The organism is Aeromonas sp. 600886, assembly GCF_049174935.1.
In the GTDB taxonomy this organism is placed as follows: domain Bacteria; phylum Pseudomonadota; class Gammaproteobacteria; order Enterobacterales; family Aeromonadaceae; genus Aeromonas; species Aeromonas veronii_A.
On the sequence record NZ_JAAKUB010000002.1, the window covers coordinates 185,733 to 205,757 of the forward strand.

Genomic DNA, 20,025 nt, shown 5'->3' on the forward strand with positions numbered 1-20,025 from the left:
ATGTTACTGACAACCCTGGCCCTTGCCGCCAGCCTGCAATTTGATTGTCCTGCCACCATCGAGGCTCGCCAGCAGCTGCTGACCCCGCAGCAGGGCTGGCAGGCCGTGACCCGCAACGACAACGGCAAACCTGGCGAGCGCCTCACCCATCGGCTGGATCGTCTCTCCCTGTTTGACGGAAATCCCGATGAGCGGGTCCAGCTCAAACCGGATAACGGCGACAGCGACGAGATCCACTACTGGAGCCAGCTCGATAGCAGCCTGCGCCCCCTCTATCTGGTCTGCCGCTATCAGAACAGCGCCATCACCCTGCAGCAGGCGCTGCCCGTCGGCATCAGTTACTGCCGCGTCAACCAGCGCGACCGCTACACCCTGCTCGGGTTGGTTTGTCGCAAATAGCGGGCGTAACCCCTTGCCATATATCGCTATTCGCTGACAGCCATTACCGCCTGAGCGTGGCCACCCGCCAGCACCATCAGAGCAGCAGCTCAGCCAGCTCCTCCAGTGCCGTCAGCCCCACGTCCGGCAACTGTTGCAGCCGTTGCCACGGTTGCTGCCGTTCGTTGAGCCAGGCGGCGCGAAAGCCATGCAGACGGGCACCCAGTACATCGGTCTCGGGATGATCCCCCACATGGAGGATCCGCTGCGCAGGCAGCTTGAGGGCACTGCGGGTCTGCTCAAACATATCCGGCGCCGGTTTCATCCTGGCGCCCGCCCCCGCCTTGCAGACCAGCGTGAAGTAGCGATCCAGCCCTGCCTGAAGCAGATCCAGATTGCCGTTGGTGATGACCACCAGCGGGTAGCGTTCGGCCAATCTGGCCAGCAGCTGATGAGTGGACTCGCTCACATCGATCTTCGAGCGCTCTGCCAGAAACGCAGCAAAGACCTGCTCCGCCTCGCGACTGGCCTGCTGGTCGGCCATCCCCCCCTCGACCATGGCGGCGCGGATGGTCTGCTGGCGCGCCAGGCTGACATCGTGGCGCAGCTCGGGCCGAGCCATCAACACAGCGCGTTTTAGCTCCAGCCAGCGCGGCTTGTCGAGCATGGCGGTGGCCAGATATTCGCTGCGCAGATGGTTCAGCATCCACTGCTCGGCGCGCACGATGGCGGGGCCGTTGTCATAGAGGGTGTCATCGAGGTCAAACGAGATGGCAGCAACCGGCTGCCAGCGGCGATAGAAGTGCATGGACTCTCCTCTGCAACGGGGCTCAGGGCCCGTTATTCATCGTCCTGTGCATCCGGGTCACGCTTGGCCCTTGGGTGAGCGCTGTCGTAGACCTTGGCCAGATGCTGGAAGTCGAGGTGGGTATAGATCTGGGTGGTGGAGAGGTCGGCATGTCCCAGCAGCTCCTGAACCGCCCGCAGATCGCCGGAAGACTCCAGCATATGGGTGGCGAAGCTGTGGCGCAGCTTGTGGGGATGGACGTGGGCGTTGAGCGCCTGCTTGTTGCCCCAGCCATCGAGGCGAGCCTGCACCGAGCGGGCCGACAGCCGCTGCTTGCGGCTGGAGACAAACAGCGCCTCGCTCTCATCCCCAGCCAGCAGCGGGCGCACCTTGAGCCACTTCTGCAGCCACTCGACCGCCATCCGGCCGATGGGCAGCACCCGCTCCCGCGAGCCCTTGCCGGTCACCTTGAGCTGGCGGTCATCGAGCTTCAAATCCACCAGATTGATCCCCACCAGCTCGGCCAGACGCAGCCCTGAAGAGTACATCAGCTCCATGATGGCGCGATCCCGCACCGCCAGCGGATCCTGCTCGTCGGTGATGTTGAGCAGCTGGTGCATCTCGTCCACATCGAGGTTTTTCGGCAGCGGCCTCCCCTGTTTGGGGGTGACGATGCCACGGGCCGGATTGGCGGTCAGTCGCCCCTGCCGCACCTGCCAGTCGCAAAAGCTGCGCAGGGCCGAGACCTTGGTGGAAAGGGAACGAGGAGCAAGGCCCGCCTTGTGCATCCGGGTCACCAGAGTGCGCACCTGACTCGCCTCAAGCCGACCCCAGTCAGTGAGCCCCAGGGCTACCAGCTCGGCGGTCATCGCCTCCAGATGGGCTTGATAGTTATTGCGGGTATGAGGGCTGAGCTGACGCTCGACCCTCAGGTATTCGATAAAGGCCGCCAGCTCGTCCGCCAGTGCCGCGGGCAGTGGCGGTGTGACGACGGGAGCTTTGGCGGGCGCCCTGGCCGGTGTTCTAGCCATGAGTCAACTCGGGCAGACGCAGTTGCAGCAGGCGCCCCAGTTGGCCCAGCAGCAGGGTGTCGTTGTGGGGAGTAAAGTGGCCGGGATCCGAGCTGGCGAAGGCCAGCACACCGAGATCGCCAAGCCGCATCAGGGCCACCGAGTTGACCAGCACATCGTGGCCAAACAGCGCCTGCTTCTCGCTCTGGCTCAGGCGGCCAAAGTAGTAATCCTGCCCCGGCAGACGCTGACCCAGCAGGGATTCGAGCTGCTTGCCCTGTGCCAGAAAGCGCTGCTCGGGCCCGCTCAGGGTAAACTTCTTGGGATTGAGCCAGAGCCGCAGCCCGGTCAGGCGCAGCCGCTGGACAAAGGCCTTGCCCATCACGGCACTCACTTCGAACAGGGTCTGGCAGCCGTACAGCTCGCCGTAGAGATCGGCATAGACCCGGAATATGCGCTCGTTCTCGCTGGCGCTCCCCATCAATTCGGTGATCTCCTGCTCCAGCTGTTCGATCCGCTCGCGCTGGCGCTCCAGCTGGCGCTCGACCAGCGAGACCGACCCTTTGCGTTCATGGGGAATGCGGATCCTGTCCAGCACGGCGGCATGGCGTTGGAAAAACTCGGGATAACGGGCCAGGTACTCCAGCACAGTGGCTTCATCCACCGATTGCTCCTGCCGTTTGAGTTCGCTCATAAATTGATTGATCCATCAGAGAAATGGGACTCGCGGCCCCGACATCATGGGCAAAGGGGGCCAACGCCCCCCGTACCTGAACCTTTATCGGCTAAACCTCTATCTGGCCGTCAAACACATGCTCGGCGGGACCTGTCATATAGACCGGCTGGCCCGGCCCCTTCCAGGCGATGGTCAGCTTGCCGCCCGGCAGACTGACGGTGACCCGCTCCTTGAGCTTGCCCTGACTGATGCCAATCACCGCCGCCGCACAGGCACCGGTGCCGCAGGCCAGGGTCTCGCCACAGCCCCGCTCGAATACACGCAGCTTGATCTCGGTGGCATTGACCATCTCCATGAAGCCGACGTTGACCCGCTCGGGAAAACGCTCGTGGCGCTCCATGATGGCACCCAGCGTTTCGACCGGCGCATCGGCGACCGAAGGCACCTCGATGACGCAGTGGGGATTGCCCATGGAGACCACGCCACACATCACGGTATGCTCCTGCGCCCGCAACAGATAGGTTTTCTCTGCCTTCTGGGCCCGGAACGGGATCTTGCCCGGCTCAAACTGGGGAACACCCATGTTGACCGTGACCTGATTCTCCCCCTCCAGCTGCAACACGATGCGACCCCGGGCGGTACTGACCGCGATGCGATCCCGGTTGATCAGCCCCTTGAGACGCACGAAACGGGCAAAACAGCGGGCACCGTTGCCACACTGCTCCACCTCGCTGCCATCGGCATTGAAAATGCGATAGTGAAAGTCGAGTTCAGGGTCATAGGGCGGCTCCACCAGCAGCAGCTGGTCAAAGCCGATCCCGAAGTGGCGATCTGCCAGCTTCTTGATGACGTCATTGCTGAAAAATACCTTCTGGGTGACGCCATCCACCACCATGAAGTCGTTGCCCAAGCCATGCATCTTGGAAAAATCTATCAACATCGTGCATTCCTGTGCTGTTAGGGCTGTAAAAATTCACCGAACCAAGGGTCGCCAAGCGCCATGAAGTCGTTGTCCAAAGCCCCATGCATCCTGGAACAGTCTGTCCACATCGTGCATTCCTGTGCTGTTAGGGCTGTAAAAACTCACCGTCAACCGTTATGAAATCATTGTCCCAGCCTGCGCCATCAGGGCAGCAGGTGCTCACCGCGCCAGAGATCGGCCAACTGCTCACGCTCGCGGATCAGGTGTGCTTCGGCACCATCCACCAGCACTTCGGCTGCGCGCGGACGGGTGTTGTAGTTGGATGACATGGTAAAGCCGTAGGCTCCGGCCGAACGCACTGCCAGCAGGGAGCCCTCGGCAATGGCCAAGGTGCGCTCCTTGCCGAGGAAGTCGCCGGTCTCGCACACCGGGCCCACCACGTCATAGATCGCGGGAGCATGGCCGGCACGGCTATCCACCTCGATGATGTTCATCCAGGCGCCGTAGAGCGAGGGGCGCAGCATGTCGTTCATGCCGGCATCGATCAGCGCGAAGTTGCGGGTCTCGCCCGGCTTCAGGTACTCGACCCGGGTCAGCAGCACACCGGCATTGGCGACGATGGCGCGGCCCGGCTCGAACAGCAGGGTCAGATCCCGGCCCGCCAGCTTCTGCTTGAGCGCTTCGGCATACTCGGTCGGATGGGGTGGCTGCTCGGAACCATAGTTGACCCCAAGGCCGCCCCCCACATCCAGATGGTGGATATGAATCCCTTCCGCCGCCAGACCGTCGATCAGCCGCAGCAACTTGTCAGCCGCTTCCATAAAGGGATTTAATTCAGTGAGTTGCGAGCCGATATGGCAATCCACCCCGACGATCTCGATGTTCGCCATCGCGGCCGCCTTGCGATAGATGGCTGGCGCCAGCTCGATGGGGATGCCGAACTTGTTCTGTTTGAGGCCAGTGGAAATATAGGGGTGAGTACCGGCATCGATATCCGGATTGACCCGAACCGAGACGCGAGCCTTCTTGCCCATGCTGCCCGCCACCCGATTGAGGCGCTCCAGCTCGGCTTCCGACTCCAGATTGAAACAGAGGATCTCTTTATCCAGCGCAAGGCGCATCTCGGCTTCACTCTTTGCTACACCGGAGAAGACCACCTTGGCCGGATCACCGCCCGCCGCCAGTACCCGCGACAGCTCGCCACCGGAGACGATGTCAAACCCCGAGCCCAGTCGTGCCAGCAGGTTGAGCAGCGCCAGATTGGAGTTGGCCTTCACCGCATAGCAGATCAGATGGGGAATATCGCCAGCGGCCTTGTCGAAGGCGTGCCAGTGGCGCTCGAGGGTAGCACGGGAGTAGACGTAAAGCGGGGTACCGTACTGCTCGGCAAGCTGTTGCAGCGAGGTTTGCTCGGCCTGAAGCTGGCCGGCGGCGTCGTAGTTAAAGTGATCCAAGGGGGCGGTTCCTTCCTAGAATGGGTGCGGCATTAGTGCGGCGCGGCCTCGGTGGCAGCCTCAGTGGTCGCAGGCGGCGCTGCTTGCGGTGTACTCTGGCTCTGTGGCTGCTCGGGGGGCGGCATATAGAGCGGCCCCTTCAGACCGCACGCGGCCAACCCGAGGGACAGAAGAGTGGCAAGCAGACACTTGGTGAACTGGGTGATCATAATGGTTCGCTGCGAAAAAATTTTTGGCCCTCTATAATCGCACTCACATTGTTAAAAGCAACAGGATAAACCGATGAAGGATCACGAGTATCACGCCCTGACCGACGCCTTTTTCCAATATGTGGAGGACACGCTCGACGAGGGGTATCCGGATATCGACTGCGAACGCAACGGTGGCGTATTGACCCTCTCTTTCGAGAACAAGACCAAGGTCATCATCAACAAGCAGGAGCCACTGCACCAGATTTGGGTCGCCACCCGCGAGAACGGCTTCCACTTCGAACTGCAGGGTGACACCTGGATCGACAACCGCTTCGGCCACGAGCTCAAGGCGCTGTTGAGCCAATCCTGCTCCGCCCAGGCGGGTGAAGAGGTGGTGTTTCCATGATCGACCTGCACCCGCAGGGCGCCCGTCACGCGGTGATCTGGCTACACGGGCTGGGTGATTCCGGCGCAGGTCTCGCCCCACTGGTGGACGCGCTGGATCTGCCCGCCGAGCTGCCGGTGCGTCACCTGCTGCCGGATGCCCCCGAGCGCCCCATCACCATCAACATGGGCTACAAGATGCGCGGCTGGTACGACATCAAGAGCTTCGAGGATCCCGCCGAGCGGGCCGTGGAGTCCCATGTCCGTGAATCAGCCGACCAGATTGCCGCATTGCTGGATCAGCTGGTGGCCGACGGGTTTGTCCCCGAGCATATCGTGCTGGCAGGCTTCTCACAGGGCGGGGTAATTGCCTCCTTCACCGCGCTGCGCTATCAGGCTACGCTGGCGGGCTTGCTCTGCATGTCCACCTATCTGGCTGCCCCCGACAAGCTGCTCGGCGAGATGAGCGAGGCTGCTCGCACCCTGCCCATCTGCTACATGCACGGCATCTACGACGATGTGGTGAGCCTGTCGCTCGGTTGGGATGCCAAGAACCGGCTGGAAAGCGCCGGGCTCGACCCCGAGTGGCACGAGTACCCGATGCGTCACGAGATCTGCCGTCCGCAGCTGGGCGACATTCGCAGCTGGCTGCTGGCTCGTCTCGGCGCCTGAACAACCGCAAAAGCAAACGGCCTGTATCTGCAGGCCGTTTTTTATGGCGATTCCAACTGACGGATCAACCCACTTCCCGGGTGGGCGGCACCTGTTCACGCAGAGTCCCCTGACTGCGATAGGGGATCACATCCAGCTCGCCATTCACTTGTACTATCTCGTAGTACTGGGGCAGGTTGAAGTTGATGAACTGCCCATCATCGCTGAACCGCTCGTGATTGGAGGTATAGAAGCGGTTGACCCCGGCCACCAGCTCATCCTTGTTGCCGGCAAAGTGCTGGTAGATCTCCACCCGGTTCGCCTCATCGAGGATATAGATGTTGGTGCCCGCATCCCGGGTATCGAAGAAGAACTGCACCAACCCTTCGCTGGCGTAGGCATCGACGATGCTCGGCAGATGCTGGCTGTGGGTCTTGTCGAGCCGCAGCGGCAGGTGATCCAGCTTGTTGTGGGAGATGTGGCGGTAAAAATCGATGGCGTTCTCCAGCTTCTTCACCGACACCCCGCGCCGCTCGAAGAAGATGCCGTACTTCTCGCGGCCAAGGGCCATGGTCTTGACCAGCTGTTGCTTGTCGCGGGCAAGGCGCAGGTCGATACACTCCGCCACCAAAGTCTGGAAGCGGGAGCGCACCAGAGAGCGGAAGTGCTGGCTGTAGCAGAACACCTCGATCATCTCGGGGGCGGCGGCATCCTGATGCATCTTGCCGAGGATGGTGGTGAGGGCATCGACCACGGCTTCATCCCCCTGGAAGTGCAGGGTACGGATCTCGCTCCAGGAGTTGCGATAGACCAGATCCACCGAACCGACCAGACACTCCTGATTGCGACCGAACGAGAAGACATCCACGGTATTGGCGTCAAATTCGATCACCTGACCGACCCAGTGGCTGGTCGGGTCCATCTCCAAATTGAGGAAGATGGAGAGCTGGCGAATTTCGCACGGCCGGCTGAGAGCCAGATTGGTGGCCAGCGGGTACTTCTCGGGGAAGCAGCCGGAGAGATCGCGGCAGAACTGGTGCAGATTGTCGATGTGCAGATCCGAGCCCTGATTGAACAGGTGCACCCGCGACTGGGGGGTCAGCAGATCGTTGAAGTAGGCCCAGGAGACCAGCTTGCTGATGTAGCCGTTGAACTCGAGCGGCGCGCGACCAATGATGTCCACCGGCTCCAGCGAATGTTTGTAGAGATACCAGCCGGCGCGGTTGAGGCGACCGTGGGGCACCTGCACGAAGCTAAGGTCGGGCTCGCTCAGATCCGGCGCGATCTTGAGGTTCACCCGCTGCACCTTGCCCGGCAGGCTCTCGAACGCGGCGTATAGTTTACGCGACAGGATGCCGATATCTTCCGGGTTGATCGACTCGCTGATGTTGTTGCGACGGGCGAACTGGATCAGGTTGCGGTAGCTCTGCATCAGGGCCTCCAGCAACTCGGCATGGGCAATCTTCACCTCCTCGACCTTCCACTCGTGGCGATGATCGAGGTGGTACAGTTTATCCTGGCTCCAACCCCAGTAGGAGACCAGTTGGCTCATCTGCTCGCGGCGCCACTCGGGAGAGTGATCATCCTTGGGATGACTGAGGCCATCGCACACCTTGAGGTAGAAGCAGCGGCGCACCAGATCGAGTCGCGCCATGTCGCCGATGGACTTGAGGTAATTGGTCACCTTGTCCAGCATCAGACAATAGTTGTCGAGCCGGTAGTGCATCCCCTCGTTGTGCTGAAACCAGTCGCGGCTGATCATCGATAGCAACCGGGTGTTGGGGTACTCGTGGGAATAAGCCTCCATCAGCACCGACTTGAGCACCGCCTTATAGGGGGAATCGATCCCCTTGTAGAGCTGCCACAGGGCAGAGCCGAAATACTCCTCCGCCGGAATCCGGTCAAAACTGCCGAGATCGAGCCAGTCATCCTGCCTGAGCTTGCCACTCTCGAACAACCCGTTCACATAGTCGTCGTAGTGATCATCACACTCGACAGGAACCAGATACCAGATGAGTCGCTTACCGGCGATGCGCATGGCACTGCGGTAGAACTCGTCGAGCAACAGCAGGTGCTGGGCACTGCCGCAGCTCTCCCCCTGCATCTGGGCATCGTTGGTCTGGCGGAACTTGTCTTCCGGGATCAGGAAGAAGTTGAGATCGACCCCGCGCTGTTCGGCCCACTTGGAGAGTTGCTGGCACTTCAGCTCCAGCAGATCGAGCCGCTCCTGCGACAAACCGGCCACGTGGCAGACCCAGATATCGAGATCGGAGTGACAGCACTGGCCGATGGAGGAGGTGCTGCCCATGGAGTAGAGCCCCTGAATGGCCCGATCATGGGTGGCAAGACCGCTCTGGCAGTTGGCGTTGCGACAGAGGTCATCGATAAAGGCTTGCTGTTCGGCGGTGGCGCTGAAGCTCCAGATGCCATGAGGGACATCACCGGAGACATAACCGGGCAGCAGGGGATGATTGAAGTGCAGCATGACAGGCAGCAGTTGGAATACCTGCTGCCCATAGCGACTCATGAGGCCTAACGCCCGTTGCGTCTTGAGACGGGTAATGTCGTCATAACGCGCAACCAGCGTATCGATGTGTTCCTGCAATGCCCTGCCTATCACCTAAGTGAAAATGACGCACCAAAAGGGGGATACGTCAAAAAAGTGTGATCATGTTAACAATGCAAACAGCGGTGGTAAACAAGCCTTCAGCTAAACGTCAGATTATTTCTGGTATGACCACATCAAGTATCAGGGGAAATCATTAAACTCCAATACATTCAATGAATTAATCAATATAGCTTGCTTAATGAAAATCATTTTCAGCATGCATTTTTGAGCTTGGCCCCGCTTTTGCCGGCTCCGCCATGAAAGCCCGGGCAAAGGGTGGTAATATCGATTTCCTTCTAAAAATGAAACAACTGATTGATATGGCAGCCCGAACCCTGAAAATTGCCACTCGCAAGAGCCCGCTGGCCCTGTGGCAGGCCAACTTTGTCAAAGACCGGCTCGAAGCCCTGCACCCGCAGTTGCAGGTCGAACTGGTGCCCATGAGCACTCAGGGTGACAAGATCCTCGATACCCCGCTGGCCAAGGTCGGTGGCAAGGGGTTGTTCGTCAAGGAGCTGGAGACCGCCATGCTGGAAGGACGGGCCGATATCGCCGTTCACTCCATGAAAGACGTTCCGGTAGAGTTCCCCGAGGGGCTCGGTCTGCACACCATCTGCGAGCGGGAAGATCCCCGCGACGCCTTCGTCTCCAATAGTTTCACAGCCATTGCCGAACTGCCGCAAGGGGCCGTGGTCGGCACCTCCAGCCTGCGCCGCCAGTGCCAGCTGCGCGCTGCGCGCCCGGATTTGGTGATCCGCGACCTGCGTGGCAACGTCAACACCCGCCTCGCCAAGCTGGATGCCGGTGAGTACGACGCCATCATCCTCGCCGCCGCCGGTCTGAAACGACTGGAGATGGCGCACCGCATCACCGCCTTTATCGAGCCGGAGCAGAGCCTGCCCGCCAACGGTCAGGGTGCCGTCGGTATCGAATGTCGCCTCGACGATGTTGAGCTTCACGCCCTGCTGGCGCCGCTGGAGCACGCCGAGACCCGCGCCCGGGTGCTGACCGAACGCGCCATGAATCGCGCCCTGCAAGGGGGATGTCAGGTGCCTATCGGTGCCTACGCACTGGTCGAAGGCGAGCAGATCTGGCTGCGCGGTCTGGTGGGTAGCCCGGATGGCAGCCAGGTAATCCGTGACGAGATCCGCGGCCCGCTGGCCGATGGTGAGGCCCTCGGCGAGCAACTGGCCCAGCGCCTGCTGGCCGCCGGTGCCGACGAGATCCTCGCCGAGGTCTACCGCGCATGACCCCGCTGGTGGTGCGTCCGGCCGCCCAGGCCGCCGAACTGGTGCAGTTGTTGCGCCAGCACGGCCATGCACCACTCTGCTGCCCGCTGCTGGAAACCGTGGCGGGCAGCGAACTCCCTCTCCTGCCCGACCTGCTGCGCAGTGCCGACGTGGTTATCGCCGTCAGCATCCATGCCGTTCATTTTGCACACGATTTTCTGTTGCAAACTGGTCAGACCTGGCCACATATTGAGTACTTTGCGGTGGGTCAGGCCAGCACAGATGCGTTTGCAGCCATCGGCATCACGGCGAGCTGCCCGGATGACCCGCGCAGCGAAGGGCTGCTGGCCCTGCCCGCCCTGCAGCAGGTAGCAGGCAAACGGGTACTGATCCTGCGCGGCAATGGCGGGCGGGATCTCATCGCCAGCACACTGGCCTCACGCGGTGCTCTGGTGCACTATTGTGCGGCCTATGAACGCCACTACCCCGAGCTAGACGGGGAGACATTGACCCGCCACTGGCAGGCAGCGGGGCTGGACAGCCTGCTCATTACCAGTGGTGAACTGCTGCAACGGCTGCTGGAGCTGGTTCCCGACCACCAGCGGCCCTGGCTTTTTGACCGCCTGCTGGTGGTCCCCAGCCCGCGAGTGGCCGAGATGGCCCACTCCGCGGGCTTTATCCATATCACGATTGCCCAAGGTGCATCCAACCAGGCCCTGACGGCCGCACTGGAACTGAGGAAGATGGAATGACAGAACAACAAGAATCCCAGGTAAAACCCCAGCCGACCGCTGCGGTCAATGGCAGCAAGAGCCGCTCCGGTGCCGTACTGGGAGGGGTCGCCATCCTGCTGGCCCTTGGCCTGACCGGCGGTCTCTATCTGCACGGTCACAAGAATGCCGTGGCCCAGCAAGCCGAACTGGCCCAGCTCAAGCAGCAGCTGGCGAGCGCCCTGAGCAAGATCGACCAGACCAGCAGCAAGGATGCCGAGCAGCTGGCCGCGCTGGATCAAACCCAGCAGCGGCTGCAAGGGGAGATGCAGGGTCTGCAGAACCGGGTACTGGATCTCAACGATAAACGCCCCAACGACTGGATGCTGGCCGAATCCGAGTATCTGGTTCGGATGGCGGGTCGCAAACTGTGGCTGGAGCATGACCTCGTCTCCGCCATCACATTGCTCGGCAATGCCGACGAGCGGATCGCCGCCCTCAACGACCCCAGCCTGATGCCGATCCGCAAGGCGCTGGCCGAGGATATCGCCAAGCTCAAGGGGATGCCGCGCATCGACCGCGAGGGACTGACCCTCAAGCTGGCGGCACTGTCCGACCAGATCGAGCTGCTGCCCCTCTCCACCGTCAGCATGCCGGAAGCCAAGGCCGAGCCGGATCAAGCGGTCAGCACCAATCCAGACGAGTGGGAGAGCAACCTGAAGAAGAACTGGGTCAAGTTCACCGAGAACTTCGTCACCATCCGTCGCCGCGATGGCGCGGTCGAGGCGCTGCTCTCGCCGCAGCAGGAGATCTTCCTGCGTGAAAACCTCAAAACCAAGCTGTTGCAGGCCCAGCTCTCCGTCTATCGCGAGCAGCAGGCGCTCTACGAAGACAGCTTGGACAAGGCCCAGCGCTGGCTGACCCAATATTTCGACACCGACAACAGCGCCACCCGCTACATGCAGGGCGAGATCGACAAGCTAAAGGGTGAGCAGATCCAGATCGACTATCCGGCCCAGTTCAAGACCCAGGCCATGCTGGAGCAGGTGCTGACCGAACGCCTGCAACGCATTCTGGCCAGCAGCTGAGGAGGGCACCATGATCCGTATAATCATTCTGGTTGCCGTGATGGTCGCAGGGCTGATCTTTGGCCCGCAAGCCTCCGGTAACAAGGGCTATGTGCTGATTGCCCTGGGCAATTACACCATCGAATCTTCCGTCACCAGCGCGGTGATCCTAGCCGTGCTGTTCTACGGCGCCCTGCTGATCGTCGAGTGGCTGCTGGGTCGGGTATTCGGCCTGCGCCGCAAGACCCTCGGCTGGTACGGCTCGCGCCGCCGCCGCAAGGCCAATCAACAGACCGTCGCCGCCACCCTGGCGATGGCCGAAGGGCACTACAGTCAGGCTGAAAAGCTGATGATCAAGGGGGCCAGCAACAGCGACACCCCGCTGCTCAACTACCTGAGCGCCGCCAAGGCGGCACAGGCCCGTGGTGACGACGCACGCCGGGATCAATACCTGCAAAAAGCGCAGGAGGAGAATCCCAAGGCCGAGCTGGCGCTCACCCTGACCCAGACCCAGCTGCAGATCGAGCAGGGCCAGTACGACACGGCGCTGGCGATGCTGGAGTCGGTCTACGCCCTCAACCCGCGCCACCCCATGGTGCTGGATCAGCTACGCCAGGTGCATCTGGCCCGTCAGGACTGGAGCGCTCTGTGCGACCTGATCCCGGCACTGCACAAGGTAGGCAAGCTGACCCCGAAACAGGAAGAAGAGCTGCTGCAACAGGCCTGGTCTGGTCGCCTGCAACAGGCTGCCAGCAGCCTCGAAACCCTCAAGGCGGTGTGGCAGGATCTGCCGCGCAAGCTGCGCCTTGAGCCAGAGCTGCTGGCCTGCTACGGCGATCTGCTGCGCCAGCTGGGCGCCGACGGCGAGGCCGCCACCCTGTGGCAGGAGGCGCTGCGCAAACAGCCGATGCCGCAGCTGCTGGCTCGCCTACCCAAGCTGAAACTCGACAGCTATCAGCCGCTGCTGGCGCTGTTGCAAAAGCAGCAGGGGCAACCGGAGGTGGACACCGCACTGGCCCAGCTCTATCTGCTGGCCGGTCAGCTGGACGATGCCCAGAAGCTGCTGGAGCAGGAGGTGGAGCGGGCGCCGAGCGCCGCCGCCTATCACGCCCTCGGCCAGCTGATGGACAAGCGCCGCCTCACCAACAAGGCCAACGAATACTATCGTCAGGCACTGGAGCTGGCGGGGATCTGATCCCCGGCGAAAAGAAACGCGAGAGGCCGCATGATGCGGCCTCTTTTTTTATCTTTTCGCCCTGCCCTCGTCAGGTGGTGAGCCGCTCCAGCTCGCCGATCAGCCAGATGGCCTCGGCGCGATGGCTGCCGCACACATCCATCATGGGGCGAAAACCGCCGCACACCGCCGGCCGCTCCGGTTGACCGAAAATCTTGCAGCCAAGGGCGCTATCGAGCTGGATACAGGGGACACCTGCCGGTTTGCCATCTGGCATACCGGGAATGGCACTGCTGATACTGGGGGCGATGCAACAGGCCGCGCAGCCACTACGACACTCCATAGACTCCACTCCTTTGAGACGGTCTGAACCACCATAGCCGAAGCGGCGGCACAAACGTAGCTGGCGCACAACAAAAAGCCCGACCGCACGGGCGATCGGGCTTCAAACAACACAGCCGGTTCAGCGAGCCATCATCACAGGATGATGTCACGTACCACGCTGTCTTTGCGCTCCAGGTAATGGATCGACTTGATACGACGAATGGTACGGGATTTACCACGGATCAACAGAGTCTCGGTGGTCGCCATCACGCCATCGCTGGTGATGCCATCCAGCAAATCACCCTTGGTGATGCCGGTGGCGGAGAAGATGACGTTGTCATTCTTCGCCATATCTTCCAGCTTGAGCACCTTGTTGACGTCGATGCCCAGCGCTTCGCAGCGGGCAATTTCCTGCTCGCCCAACGCACGCACTTCCGGGCTGTCGCCCTTGACCCGGTGACGCGGCACCAGACGGGCCTGCATGTCGCCATCCAGCGCGCGGATCACCGCCGCGGAGATCACCCCTTCCGGTGCGCCGCCGATGCCATAAAGCATGTCGACTTCGCTGTCCGGCAGACAGGTGAGGATGGAGGCGGCAACGTCACCATCAGGAATGGCGAACACCCGCACGCCCAGACCCTGCATCTCCTTGATTGCCTTGTCATGACGCGGCTTGGCCAGGGTAATGACAGTCAAACGGGAGAGCGGCTTGCCCAGCGCCTTGGCCACGGACTTCAGGTTCAGCTCGAGAGCCTGATCCAGGTCGATGGCGCCTTTGGCCTTGGGCCCGACGATCAGCTTTTCCATGTACATGTCAGGTGCTTTCAGGAAAGAACCCTTGTCGCCCACCGCCAGCACGGCCAGCGCGTTGGCCTGACCCATGGCGGTCATGCGGGTACCCTCGATGGGATCGACCGCGATATCCACCGCGTCGCCGTGTCCGGTACCGACCTTCTCGCCGATATAGAGCATCGGCGCTTCATCAATTTCACCTTCGCCGATCACAATCTCACCATCGATCTCGATCTGGTTGAGAATGTGGCGCATGGCCGCTACGGCCGCCCCATCAGCGATATTCTTGTCACCACGTCCGAGCCACTTGTAGCCAGCCAGTGCAGCCGCTTCCGTCACTCGGGAAAACTCGATTGCCAGTTCACGTCTCATCGCATATCCAACCTATGGAGCTCGAAAACGGGCGGCATTCTACCACAAGGGCAAACCTTTGCGCACAAAAGTAGCTGCCAGGTGCATAAATGTAGCCAATTCATCCAATTGCAACCCAATTGCCATCGACTCTTCATCCAGTTGTCACCCCGCTGTCATGCATCTTCCCTAGGATGGCCCCGTCTTCAAAACAAAAGCTTGCAACACAAGGGATTAAGATGAAAAAGCTGACTGTAGTGGCACTGGCTCTGACCGCCGCCTTCCAGGCGCAAGCCGTTGAGGTGTATAAAAATGATACCGCCATGCTGGACCTGTATGGCCGCATCTACGCCGGTCAATTCTTCGGCGACAAGAAAGAAAACGTCGATACCGCCAACCCGAATGGCACCAAGGATTACAGCGCCAAGCAAGGGGCTAACCAGTTTGTCCGCTTCGGTGCCAAGGCTGAAACCCAGATCCAGAGCGGTCTGAAGGCGCTGGCCCAGTACGAAGTTCAGATGTACATCAACGACAGCGAGAAGACCATCAGCGAGAGCTCCGACAACCTGCGTACCCGTCTGGCCTTTGCCGGTGTGGGCGCTGACTGGGGTACAGTGACCTTCGGTCGCCAGAAAGGTGCCCCGGGTTTCCTGGCGGACTGGACTGATGTCTCCCTCTCCGACGGCTACGGTAACGAAGCGCTGGGTGCAAAGACCGACACCTTCGCCACCAACCGCGCCGGTTCCGTACTGAAATACTCCGGCCTGTTCAATGGCTTCCAGCTCGACACCAGCTACAAATTCGACGGTGGTGACACCGAAGAGACTACCAGCAAGGATAGCGACGCGGCCTACGGAGCAGCCGTGGCCTATACCTTCCCTTTCAACCTGTCGCTGGGTACTGCCTATAACGTCGGCCTGCGCGACAAGAGCGGTGAAGAAGATGCAAAACTGTGGCTGATCTCCGCCAAGTTTGACAACAAGGCCGCCTACGCCGCCCTCAGTTATGCCGATGGCAGCGACTTCCTGGCGACCGGCACCGATCACACCGGTTGGGAAGCCGCGCTGGGCTACAACTTCGAGAATGGCTTCGGTCTGATGGCGCTGTGGAACAAACAGGAGCAGGACAAGGCTGGCACCAAGAAAGACAATGTGGATTACTACACCCTGGGAGCCCAGTACAAGTTCAACAAGAACCTGCGGGTGATCGGCGAATACCGCATCAACAATCTGGACAGCGTTGCCGGCAAAGCGACCGCCAACAAGGATGACTTCCAGCTGGCTGCTCGCTACGACTTCTAATCGAGGTTTTCTGATACCCAAAGCGCGATGGCTTGCCATCGCGCTTTTTCGTCGCTGTTGCTCAGAAAACCACAAACTGGCCTAGGCTCAACAGTAGATGTATCGCCGGAGAGATGATCATGGTCAGGCTGCTTTTCGTCCTGCTCTTGCTGCTGGCTCTTCCCGCTCACGCCCTCAATATCGCCATGGTACTGTGGCGTGGCGAAACCGCCGCCGAGGCGGGCTTTCGGGCCGAACTGACCCGACTTGGCTATCAGACCACCATCACCGTCTACAATGCCAATCAGGATCGCACGGCGCTGGCGACCATGCTACGTCAGCAGATGCTGCCGAAACTGGCCGAATACGACTACATCTACACCTTCGGTACCACAGCCACCACCATGACAAAGAGTTTGGTCGCCAATCGCAAGCCCATGATATTCAATGTGGTTTCAGATCCTGTCGGGGCAGGTTTTCTCTCTGAGGACAAGGCTCAGAACAGCATGGTCGCCGGGGTAAGCAATATGGTGCCGATGGCGCTGCAACTGGCCAATGCCAGCAAGTACCTCCCATCGGATAAGCGGCTGCTGCTACCCTTCAACCCGCGGGAGCAAAACACCCTGCTGGTGGCCGACATGCTGATCAACGCGGCCAAAGGTTACCAATGGCAAGTCGCAACCTGGCGTATAGCACCGGATCCAAAGCGACTGGAGAACGAGTTGAAGCGGCTGCAACAGGATGCCAAAAACGACATCGTCTTTCTGGCCGCAGACAGCTATCTGCTCTCCATCGCCCCCCGTTTGCTGAATGCACTCAACGCAGCTGCCATCCCTACCATCTGCAGTGCAGAGCTGTTCGTCGAGCACGGCTGCAGCGTTGGCACCATCAGCAGCTACGAGGCGCTGGGCAAGATGGCCGCAGTAATCATCCATCGCCACCAGCAGGGAACGCAGTTGCAGGATATTCCGCTGCAGACAGATCCCCACCCCAAACTGGTGCTGGGGCAACTGGGCAGCACCACCAAGCAGGAGAAGAACCCCGAGAAACCGAAGCTTTGATAAAGATCTCGGCCAATCAGGCTCCAGGCGGGTATGCTGTTGGCCCCCATCGCCCGAGAGCCTTTTCCCATGAGCACCACCGTCTTTTTTGCCGTTCTGCTGGCAGCCCTGCTTCACGCCAGCTGGAATGCGCTGGTCAAAATTGGCGAAGAGCGGCTGGTGGGGGTGTCACTGGTGGCGATCTTTTCAGGGCTTATCGCCGCCGTGGCGCTGCTGCCCATGGGGCTTCCCTCTGCTGCCGAGCTGCCCTGGCTCGGCCTCTCAGTCCTGCTCCATATCGGTTACTGCCTGTTTCTCAGCCATGCCTACAATCAGGGCGATTTTGGCCAGATCTATCCGCTGGCCCGTGGCAGTGCCCCGCTGCTCGCCATGGCGTTAAGTGCCCTGCTGCTGGGGGACTACCCCGGTTACGGCGGCATCATCGGCGCCTGCGTGCTGATCATGGGGGTCTTGCTGATGGCCTGGCGAGGTGGGCAGCAGCGCCTTGACAGCAAAGCGGTTCGGGCAGCACTGATCACGGCCATGTTCACGGCGACCTATACCCTCTCGGATGGAGCCGGCGCCCGCGCAGGGGGTGAACCGGTACGCTACACCCTCTGGCTCTTTGCCTGCACCGGGCTGGCGATGCTGCTGGTGCTGATCGTCCACCAGAAACGCAACGCATGGCGCCAGATCCGTCGCCATGCGATGGCGGGAATGGCAGGAGGTGCCATGTCACTGCTCGCCTACGGGATTGTTATCTGGGCCATGACCCAAGCACCCATTGGCGTGGTCGCGGCTCTGCGCGAAAGCAGTGTGCTGTTTGCCATTCTGCTCTCGGTCTGGCTGCTGAAAGAGCCGCTCGGGCGCATGCGGCTGACGGCGGCGGCCATTATTACCGGCGGCGTGCTGCTGACCCGGCTGGGAGGATAAACGCTGTCGCCATTGGGGCGGATTTATCAGGCAGGATGGCGCAATTCACTCCGCCAAATATGCCGAATACCAATAATGGAAATAAGTGTCGGCCTGGGCGTAAATGTTTACATCCGCAACGTATCAATTAACTGGCAGGTCTGTTTATTTCAACCACAGCTTCATTCGGGAAACTTACCTGCCCAGCAGCATTAATGATAAAATCGTTCACAGTTAATTTTCGGCAACGCTGACCAATACCGCGCATGGCACAGACCATGCAGCTCCGCCCATACATTCATTGACCGCCTGACGGGTAAGCCAGCCCGGTCAGAGATGACCCGATCGCGCCCGCCACAGCAAGATGGCATGGCGCTACCGCGTTATTAATGGGTCTGGTTTCGTCCGTTTAATTTTTGATTATTTTAAATCCAGCACCATCAGGGAGTTTTTAATATGTCAGCAAAAAAGCTGAAATTGGGCGCCTTTATATTGATGATATTAACATCGGTATTTGGCGTCACTAATATCGGGATCGGTTTTTACCGAATGGGATATGCCGCCATTCCGATGTTCGTGATCGGCGGTCTGTTCTTCTTCATCCCGTTCATTTTGATGATGATCGAATTCGGCACCGGCTTTCGCAAAGAGGCAGGCGGCATCTTTACCTGGATGCGCCACTCGGTCTCGACCCGATTCGCCTTTATCGGTCTGACCATGTGGTTCGCCTCCTACGTCATCTGGATGTTTGGCAAGGCGCTCTCCATGTGGGTGCCCCTCTCCTTCATGCTGTTTGGCCGCGACATCACCGTCATCCCGGTCACCCTGGGCACCGGCATCGACTTTGGCCCCTTTATTCTGGGCGTAGTCGCCATCGCACTGGTTGCCACCGTCACCAAGCTCATCACCCTGGGCAGCGCCCGCTTCGCCAAAGTGGCGGCTATCGGCGGTCTCTCCGTGGTGGCACTCAACGTGTTGCTGCTGGTCGGTGGCGTCTTCACCTTCGCGGTGAGCGGCATGACTCTGCAGGAGCCCTTCACCCAGGCATCGCTGACGGCGTCTCCCAATGCCGCGTTCAACGACATCATCCCCTTCCTCGGCTTTATGGTGTTCGCCATCTTCGCCTACGGCGGGGTCGAGGCGATGGCCGGGGTGGCTGACGAGCTGGAAGATCCCGAGCGTGACCTCAAGCGCGGCATCTTCCTCTCCGGCGCCTTCATCGTACTCTGCTACATCATCGGCTTTCTGGCGGTCGGCTCAATCATGCGCTGGAGCGACTTCCCGGCCGAGGGGATCACCTCTCTCTCCGCCCTCTTCATCATCATGTTGGAGCTGGGGCGCCATCTCGGTGGCGAGTGGCTGGGACAGGTGTTCATGCGCTTTGCTGGCCTTGGCATGTTCCTGAGCTATCTGGGCGCCTTTATCGCCCTCTCCTACGCGCCACTGCGCCAGTTCATCACCGGCACCCCGAGCTACTTCTGGCCGGAGCGTTTCCAGCGCGAGAACGAGAATGGCGTGCGCATTGAAGCCCTCAAGGTGCAAGCCTGGGTGGTCTGTCTGTTCATTGCCGCCAAGTCCATCTTTACCCTGATCAACCCGGAAGGGGCCGCCGCCCTCTACGAGCTGATCATCACCATGACCAACGTCGGCATGACCCTGCCCTACATGTTCCTCATCTACGCCTGGTATCGCTATCGCAACAACCCGGCGCTGGGCAAGGACCTGATCTTCTTCAAGAGCGCGGGCTCGGTACTGCTTGCCACCATCATCAGCCTGATCCTGGTCGCCTTCGGCAACGTCTTTACCGTGGTCGCCCCCTTTATCTCCGGCGATATCTCCACCGGCGTCTGGACCATCATTGGCCCGCTGCTGTTCGTGGTGATCGCCATGCGCTTCAAGATCAAGCAGGAAGATGCCCACTAACCGGCAGGCAATGCTCCATGCCAATCGGGACCGTTCTGGTCCCGATTTTTTTAGCGCCGGCTTCCGCTCGCCATCACGGCCAGTCCATAGTTTCAATGCAAAAAAAAGACTCTATGGAGACCTCTTTTACGCTCTCCTCGCCGTCAGAGCACGCTCAACGCC

20 protein-coding genes are annotated in these 20,025 nt (G+C 60.5%); 11 read left to right on the forward strand and 9 right to left on the reverse strand.

What is annotated here, in order from left to right; translation table 11 throughout:
* Complete coding sequence (locus G5179_RS02720; RefSeq protein ID WP_421249441.1) at positions 1–399, forward strand: STY0301 family protein; 399 nt, start codon at positions 1–3, stop codon at positions 397–399.
* 76 nt (positions 400–475) lie between these two features.
* Here the strand turns inward: G5179_RS02720 and G5179_RS02725 are convergent, their stop codons facing one another.
* From G5179_RS02725 to lptM, 6 genes are all read right to left on the reverse strand, one after another.
* Positions 476–1,186 carry an HAD-IA family hydrolase gene (locus G5179_RS02725; protein WP_421257824.1) on the reverse strand — a complete coding sequence of 237 codons (711 nt, stop codon included), beginning with the start codon at positions 1,184–1,186 and terminating at the stop codon, positions 476–478.
* A 32-nt stretch (positions 1,187–1,218) separates the two neighbouring features.
* A complete protein-coding gene (gene xerC, locus G5179_RS02730) occupies positions 1,219–2,196 on the reverse strand; it encodes a tyrosine recombinase XerC (RefSeq protein ID WP_227341541.1) in 978 nt (325 codons plus the stop codon).
* Positions 2,189–2,869, reverse strand: a complete 681-nt coding sequence (locus G5179_RS02735; protein WP_421257825.1) for a DUF484 family protein — start codon at positions 2,867–2,869, stop codon at positions 2,189–2,191. Before G5179_RS02735 ends, xerC begins: the two co-directional genes overlap by 8 nt.
* A 91-nt stretch (positions 2,870–2,960) precedes the next feature.
* Positions 2,961–3,791, reverse strand: coding sequence for a diaminopimelate epimerase (gene dapF / locus G5179_RS02740; RefSeq protein ID WP_005336371.1), 831 nt, complete (start codon positions 3,789–3,791; stop codon positions 2,961–2,963).
* Positions 3,792–3,976: 185 nt separating this feature from the next.
* Positions 3,977–5,227 carry a diaminopimelate decarboxylase gene (lysA, locus tag G5179_RS02745; protein WP_123172212.1) on the reverse strand — a complete coding sequence of 417 codons (1,251 nt, stop codon included), beginning with the start codon at positions 5,225–5,227 and terminating at the stop codon, positions 3,977–3,979.
* A gap of 32 nt (positions 5,228–5,259) precedes the next feature.
* Complete coding sequence (gene lptM, locus G5179_RS02750; RefSeq protein ID WP_019444858.1) at positions 5,260–5,436, reverse strand: LPS translocon maturation chaperone LptM; 177 nt, start codon at positions 5,434–5,436, stop codon at positions 5,260–5,262.
* A gap of 73 nt (positions 5,437–5,509) precedes the next feature.
* Here lptM and cyaY point away from each other — a divergent pair, with 73 nt between their 5' ends.
* Both cyaY and G5179_RS02760 read left to right on the forward strand, forming a co-directional pair.
* Entirely contained in the window at positions 5,510–5,824 is a 315-nt protein-coding gene (gene cyaY, locus G5179_RS02755; protein WP_106843461.1) for an iron donor protein CyaY, read from the forward strand.
* Positions 5,821–6,474: an alpha/beta hydrolase gene (locus tag G5179_RS02760; protein ID WP_421251926.1), complete on the forward strand. Its 654-nt coding sequence runs from the start codon at positions 5,821–5,823 to the stop codon at positions 6,472–6,474. The genes cyaY and G5179_RS02760 overlap by 4 nt, the downstream gene beginning before the upstream one ends.
* A 64-nt stretch (positions 6,475–6,538) precedes the next feature.
* On the opposite strand, the gene G5179_RS02765 is transcribed toward G5179_RS02760, so the two are convergent.
* Positions 6,539–9,058 carry a class I adenylate cyclase gene (locus G5179_RS02765; protein ID WP_421257826.1) on the reverse strand — a complete coding sequence of 840 codons (2,520 nt, stop codon included), beginning with the start codon at positions 9,056–9,058 and terminating at the stop codon, positions 6,539–6,541.
* A 323-nt stretch (positions 9,059–9,381) separates the two neighbouring features.
* Between G5179_RS02765 and hemC the strand changes: the two genes are divergently transcribed.
* The 4 genes from hemC to G5179_RS02785 are packed head-to-tail and all read left to right on the forward strand — an operon-like array spanning position 9,382 to position 13,262.
* Positions 9,382–10,311 carry a hydroxymethylbilane synthase gene (gene hemC / locus G5179_RS02770; RefSeq protein ID WP_266134610.1) on the forward strand — a complete coding sequence of 310 codons (930 nt, stop codon included), beginning with the start codon at positions 9,382–9,384 and terminating at the stop codon, positions 10,309–10,311.
* Positions 10,308–11,042, forward strand: coding sequence for a uroporphyrinogen-III synthase (locus tag G5179_RS02775; RefSeq protein ID WP_106843458.1), 735 nt, complete (start codon positions 10,308–10,310; stop codon positions 11,040–11,042). Before hemC ends, G5179_RS02775 begins: the two co-directional genes overlap by 4 nt.
* On the forward strand, positions 11,039–12,088 hold the full coding sequence (locus G5179_RS02780) for a uroporphyrinogen-III C-methyltransferase (RefSeq protein ID WP_005336380.1): 1,050 nt from the start codon (positions 11,039–11,041) through the stop codon (positions 12,086–12,088). Before G5179_RS02775 ends, G5179_RS02780 begins: the two co-directional genes overlap by 4 nt.
* 10 nt (positions 12,089–12,098) lie before the next feature.
* The gene (locus tag G5179_RS02785; RefSeq protein ID WP_106843456.1) at positions 12,099–13,262 is read left to right on the forward strand and encodes a heme biosynthesis HemY N-terminal domain-containing protein; all 1,164 of its coding nucleotides are present in this window, start codon (positions 12,099–12,101) and stop codon (positions 13,260–13,262) included.
* Positions 13,263–13,332: 70 nt separating this feature from the next.
* Here the strand turns inward: G5179_RS02785 and G5179_RS02790 are convergent, their stop codons facing one another.
* Entirely contained in the window at positions 13,333–13,584 is a 252-nt protein-coding gene (locus G5179_RS02790; RefSeq protein ID WP_005336384.1) for a YkgJ family cysteine cluster protein, read from the reverse strand.
* A gap of 134 nt (positions 13,585–13,718) precedes the next feature.
* The gene (gene glpX / locus G5179_RS02795) at positions 13,719–14,729 is read right to left on the reverse strand and encodes a class II fructose-bisphosphatase (protein WP_005336386.1); all 1,011 of its coding nucleotides are present in this window, start codon (positions 14,727–14,729) and stop codon (positions 13,719–13,721) included.
* A 218-nt stretch (positions 14,730–14,947) separates the two neighbouring features.
* On the opposite strand from glpX, the gene G5179_RS02800 reads away from it, so the two are divergent.
* From G5179_RS02800 to yjeM, 4 genes are all read left to right on the forward strand, one after another.
* Positions 14,948–16,009, forward strand: coding sequence for a porin (locus G5179_RS02800; protein ID WP_216952723.1), 1,062 nt, complete (start codon positions 14,948–14,950; stop codon positions 16,007–16,009).
* Positions 16,010–16,128: 119 nt separating this feature from the next.
* Positions 16,129–17,049 (forward strand): ABC transporter substrate-binding protein, encoded by a 921-nt coding sequence (locus tag G5179_RS02805; protein WP_266134540.1) that lies wholly within the window; start codon positions 16,129–16,131, stop codon positions 17,047–17,049.
* Between the two features lie 33 nt (positions 17,050–17,082).
* A complete protein-coding gene (locus G5179_RS02810) occupies positions 17,083–17,961 on the forward strand; it encodes a DMT family transporter (RefSeq protein ID WP_216952721.1) in 879 nt (292 codons plus the stop codon).
* A gap of 435 nt (positions 17,962–18,396) precedes the next feature.
* Positions 18,397–19,863 carry a glutamate/gamma-aminobutyrate family transporter YjeM gene (gene yjeM / locus G5179_RS02815; protein WP_042053465.1) on the forward strand — a complete coding sequence of 489 codons (1,467 nt, stop codon included), beginning with the start codon at positions 18,397–18,399 and terminating at the stop codon, positions 19,861–19,863.
* The last annotated feature ends 162 nt before the right edge of the window (positions 19,864–20,025 follow it).

Excerpts from the sequence above, each read along its gene's own strand:
- G5179_RS02775 (WP_106843458.1), top strand. The coding sequence starts at position 10,308 with ATGACCCCGCTGGTGGTGCGTCCGGCCGCCCAGGCCGCCGAACTGGTG.
- G5179_RS02790 (WP_005336384.1), bottom strand. The coding sequence starts at position 13,584 with ATGGAGTGTCGTAGTGGCTGCGCGGCCTGTTGCATCGCCCCCAGTATC.
- G5179_RS02760 (WP_421251926.1), top strand. The coding sequence starts at position 5,821 with ATGATCGACCTGCACCCGCAGGGCGCCCGTCACGCGGTGATCTGGCTA.
- hemC (WP_266134610.1), top strand. The coding sequence starts at position 9,382 with ATGGCAGCCCGAACCCTGAAAATTGCCACTCGCAAGAGCCCGCTGGCC.
- G5179_RS02800 (WP_216952723.1), top strand. The coding sequence starts at position 14,948 with ATGAAAAAGCTGACTGTAGTGGCACTGGCTCTGACCGCCGCCTTCCAG.
- xerC (WP_227341541.1), bottom strand. The coding sequence starts at position 2,196 with ATGGCTAGAACACCGGCCAGGGCGCCCGCCAAAGCTCCCGTCGTCACA.
- G5179_RS02805 (WP_266134540.1), top strand. The coding sequence starts at position 16,129 with ATGGTCAGGCTGCTTTTCGTCCTGCTCTTGCTGCTGGCTCTTCCCGCT.
- lptM (WP_019444858.1), bottom strand. The coding sequence starts at position 5,436 with ATGATCACCCAGTTCACCAAGTGTCTGCTTGCCACTCTTCTGTCCCTC.
- dapF (WP_005336371.1), bottom strand. The coding sequence starts at position 3,791 with ATGTTGATAGATTTTTCCAAGATGCATGGCTTGGGCAACGACTTCATG.
- G5179_RS02720 (WP_421249441.1), top strand. The coding sequence starts at position 1 with ATGTTACTGACAACCCTGGCCCTTGCCGCCAGCCTGCAATTTGATTGT.
- G5179_RS02785 (WP_106843456.1), top strand. The coding sequence starts at position 12,099 with ATGATCCGTATAATCATTCTGGTTGCCGTGATGGTCGCAGGGCTGATC.
- G5179_RS02725 (WP_421257824.1), bottom strand. The coding sequence starts at position 1,186 with ATGCACTTCTATCGCCGCTGGCAGCCGGTTGCTGCCATCTCGTTTGAC.
- glpX (WP_005336386.1), bottom strand. The coding sequence starts at position 14,729 with ATGAGACGTGAACTGGCAATCGAGTTTTCCCGAGTGACGGAAGCGGCT.
- yjeM (WP_042053465.1), top strand. The coding sequence starts at position 18,397 with ATGTCAGCAAAAAAGCTGAAATTGGGCGCCTTTATATTGATGATATTA.
- G5179_RS02735 (WP_421257825.1), bottom strand. The coding sequence starts at position 2,869 with ATGAGCGAACTCAAACGGCAGGAGCAATCGGTGGATGAAGCCACTGTG.
- G5179_RS02810 (WP_216952721.1), top strand. The coding sequence starts at position 17,083 with ATGCTGTTGGCCCCCATCGCCCGAGAGCCTTTTCCCATGAGCACCACC.
- G5179_RS02780 (WP_005336380.1), top strand. The coding sequence starts at position 11,039 with ATGACAGAACAACAAGAATCCCAGGTAAAACCCCAGCCGACCGCTGCG.
- cyaY (WP_106843461.1), top strand. The coding sequence starts at position 5,510 with ATGAAGGATCACGAGTATCACGCCCTGACCGACGCCTTTTTCCAATAT.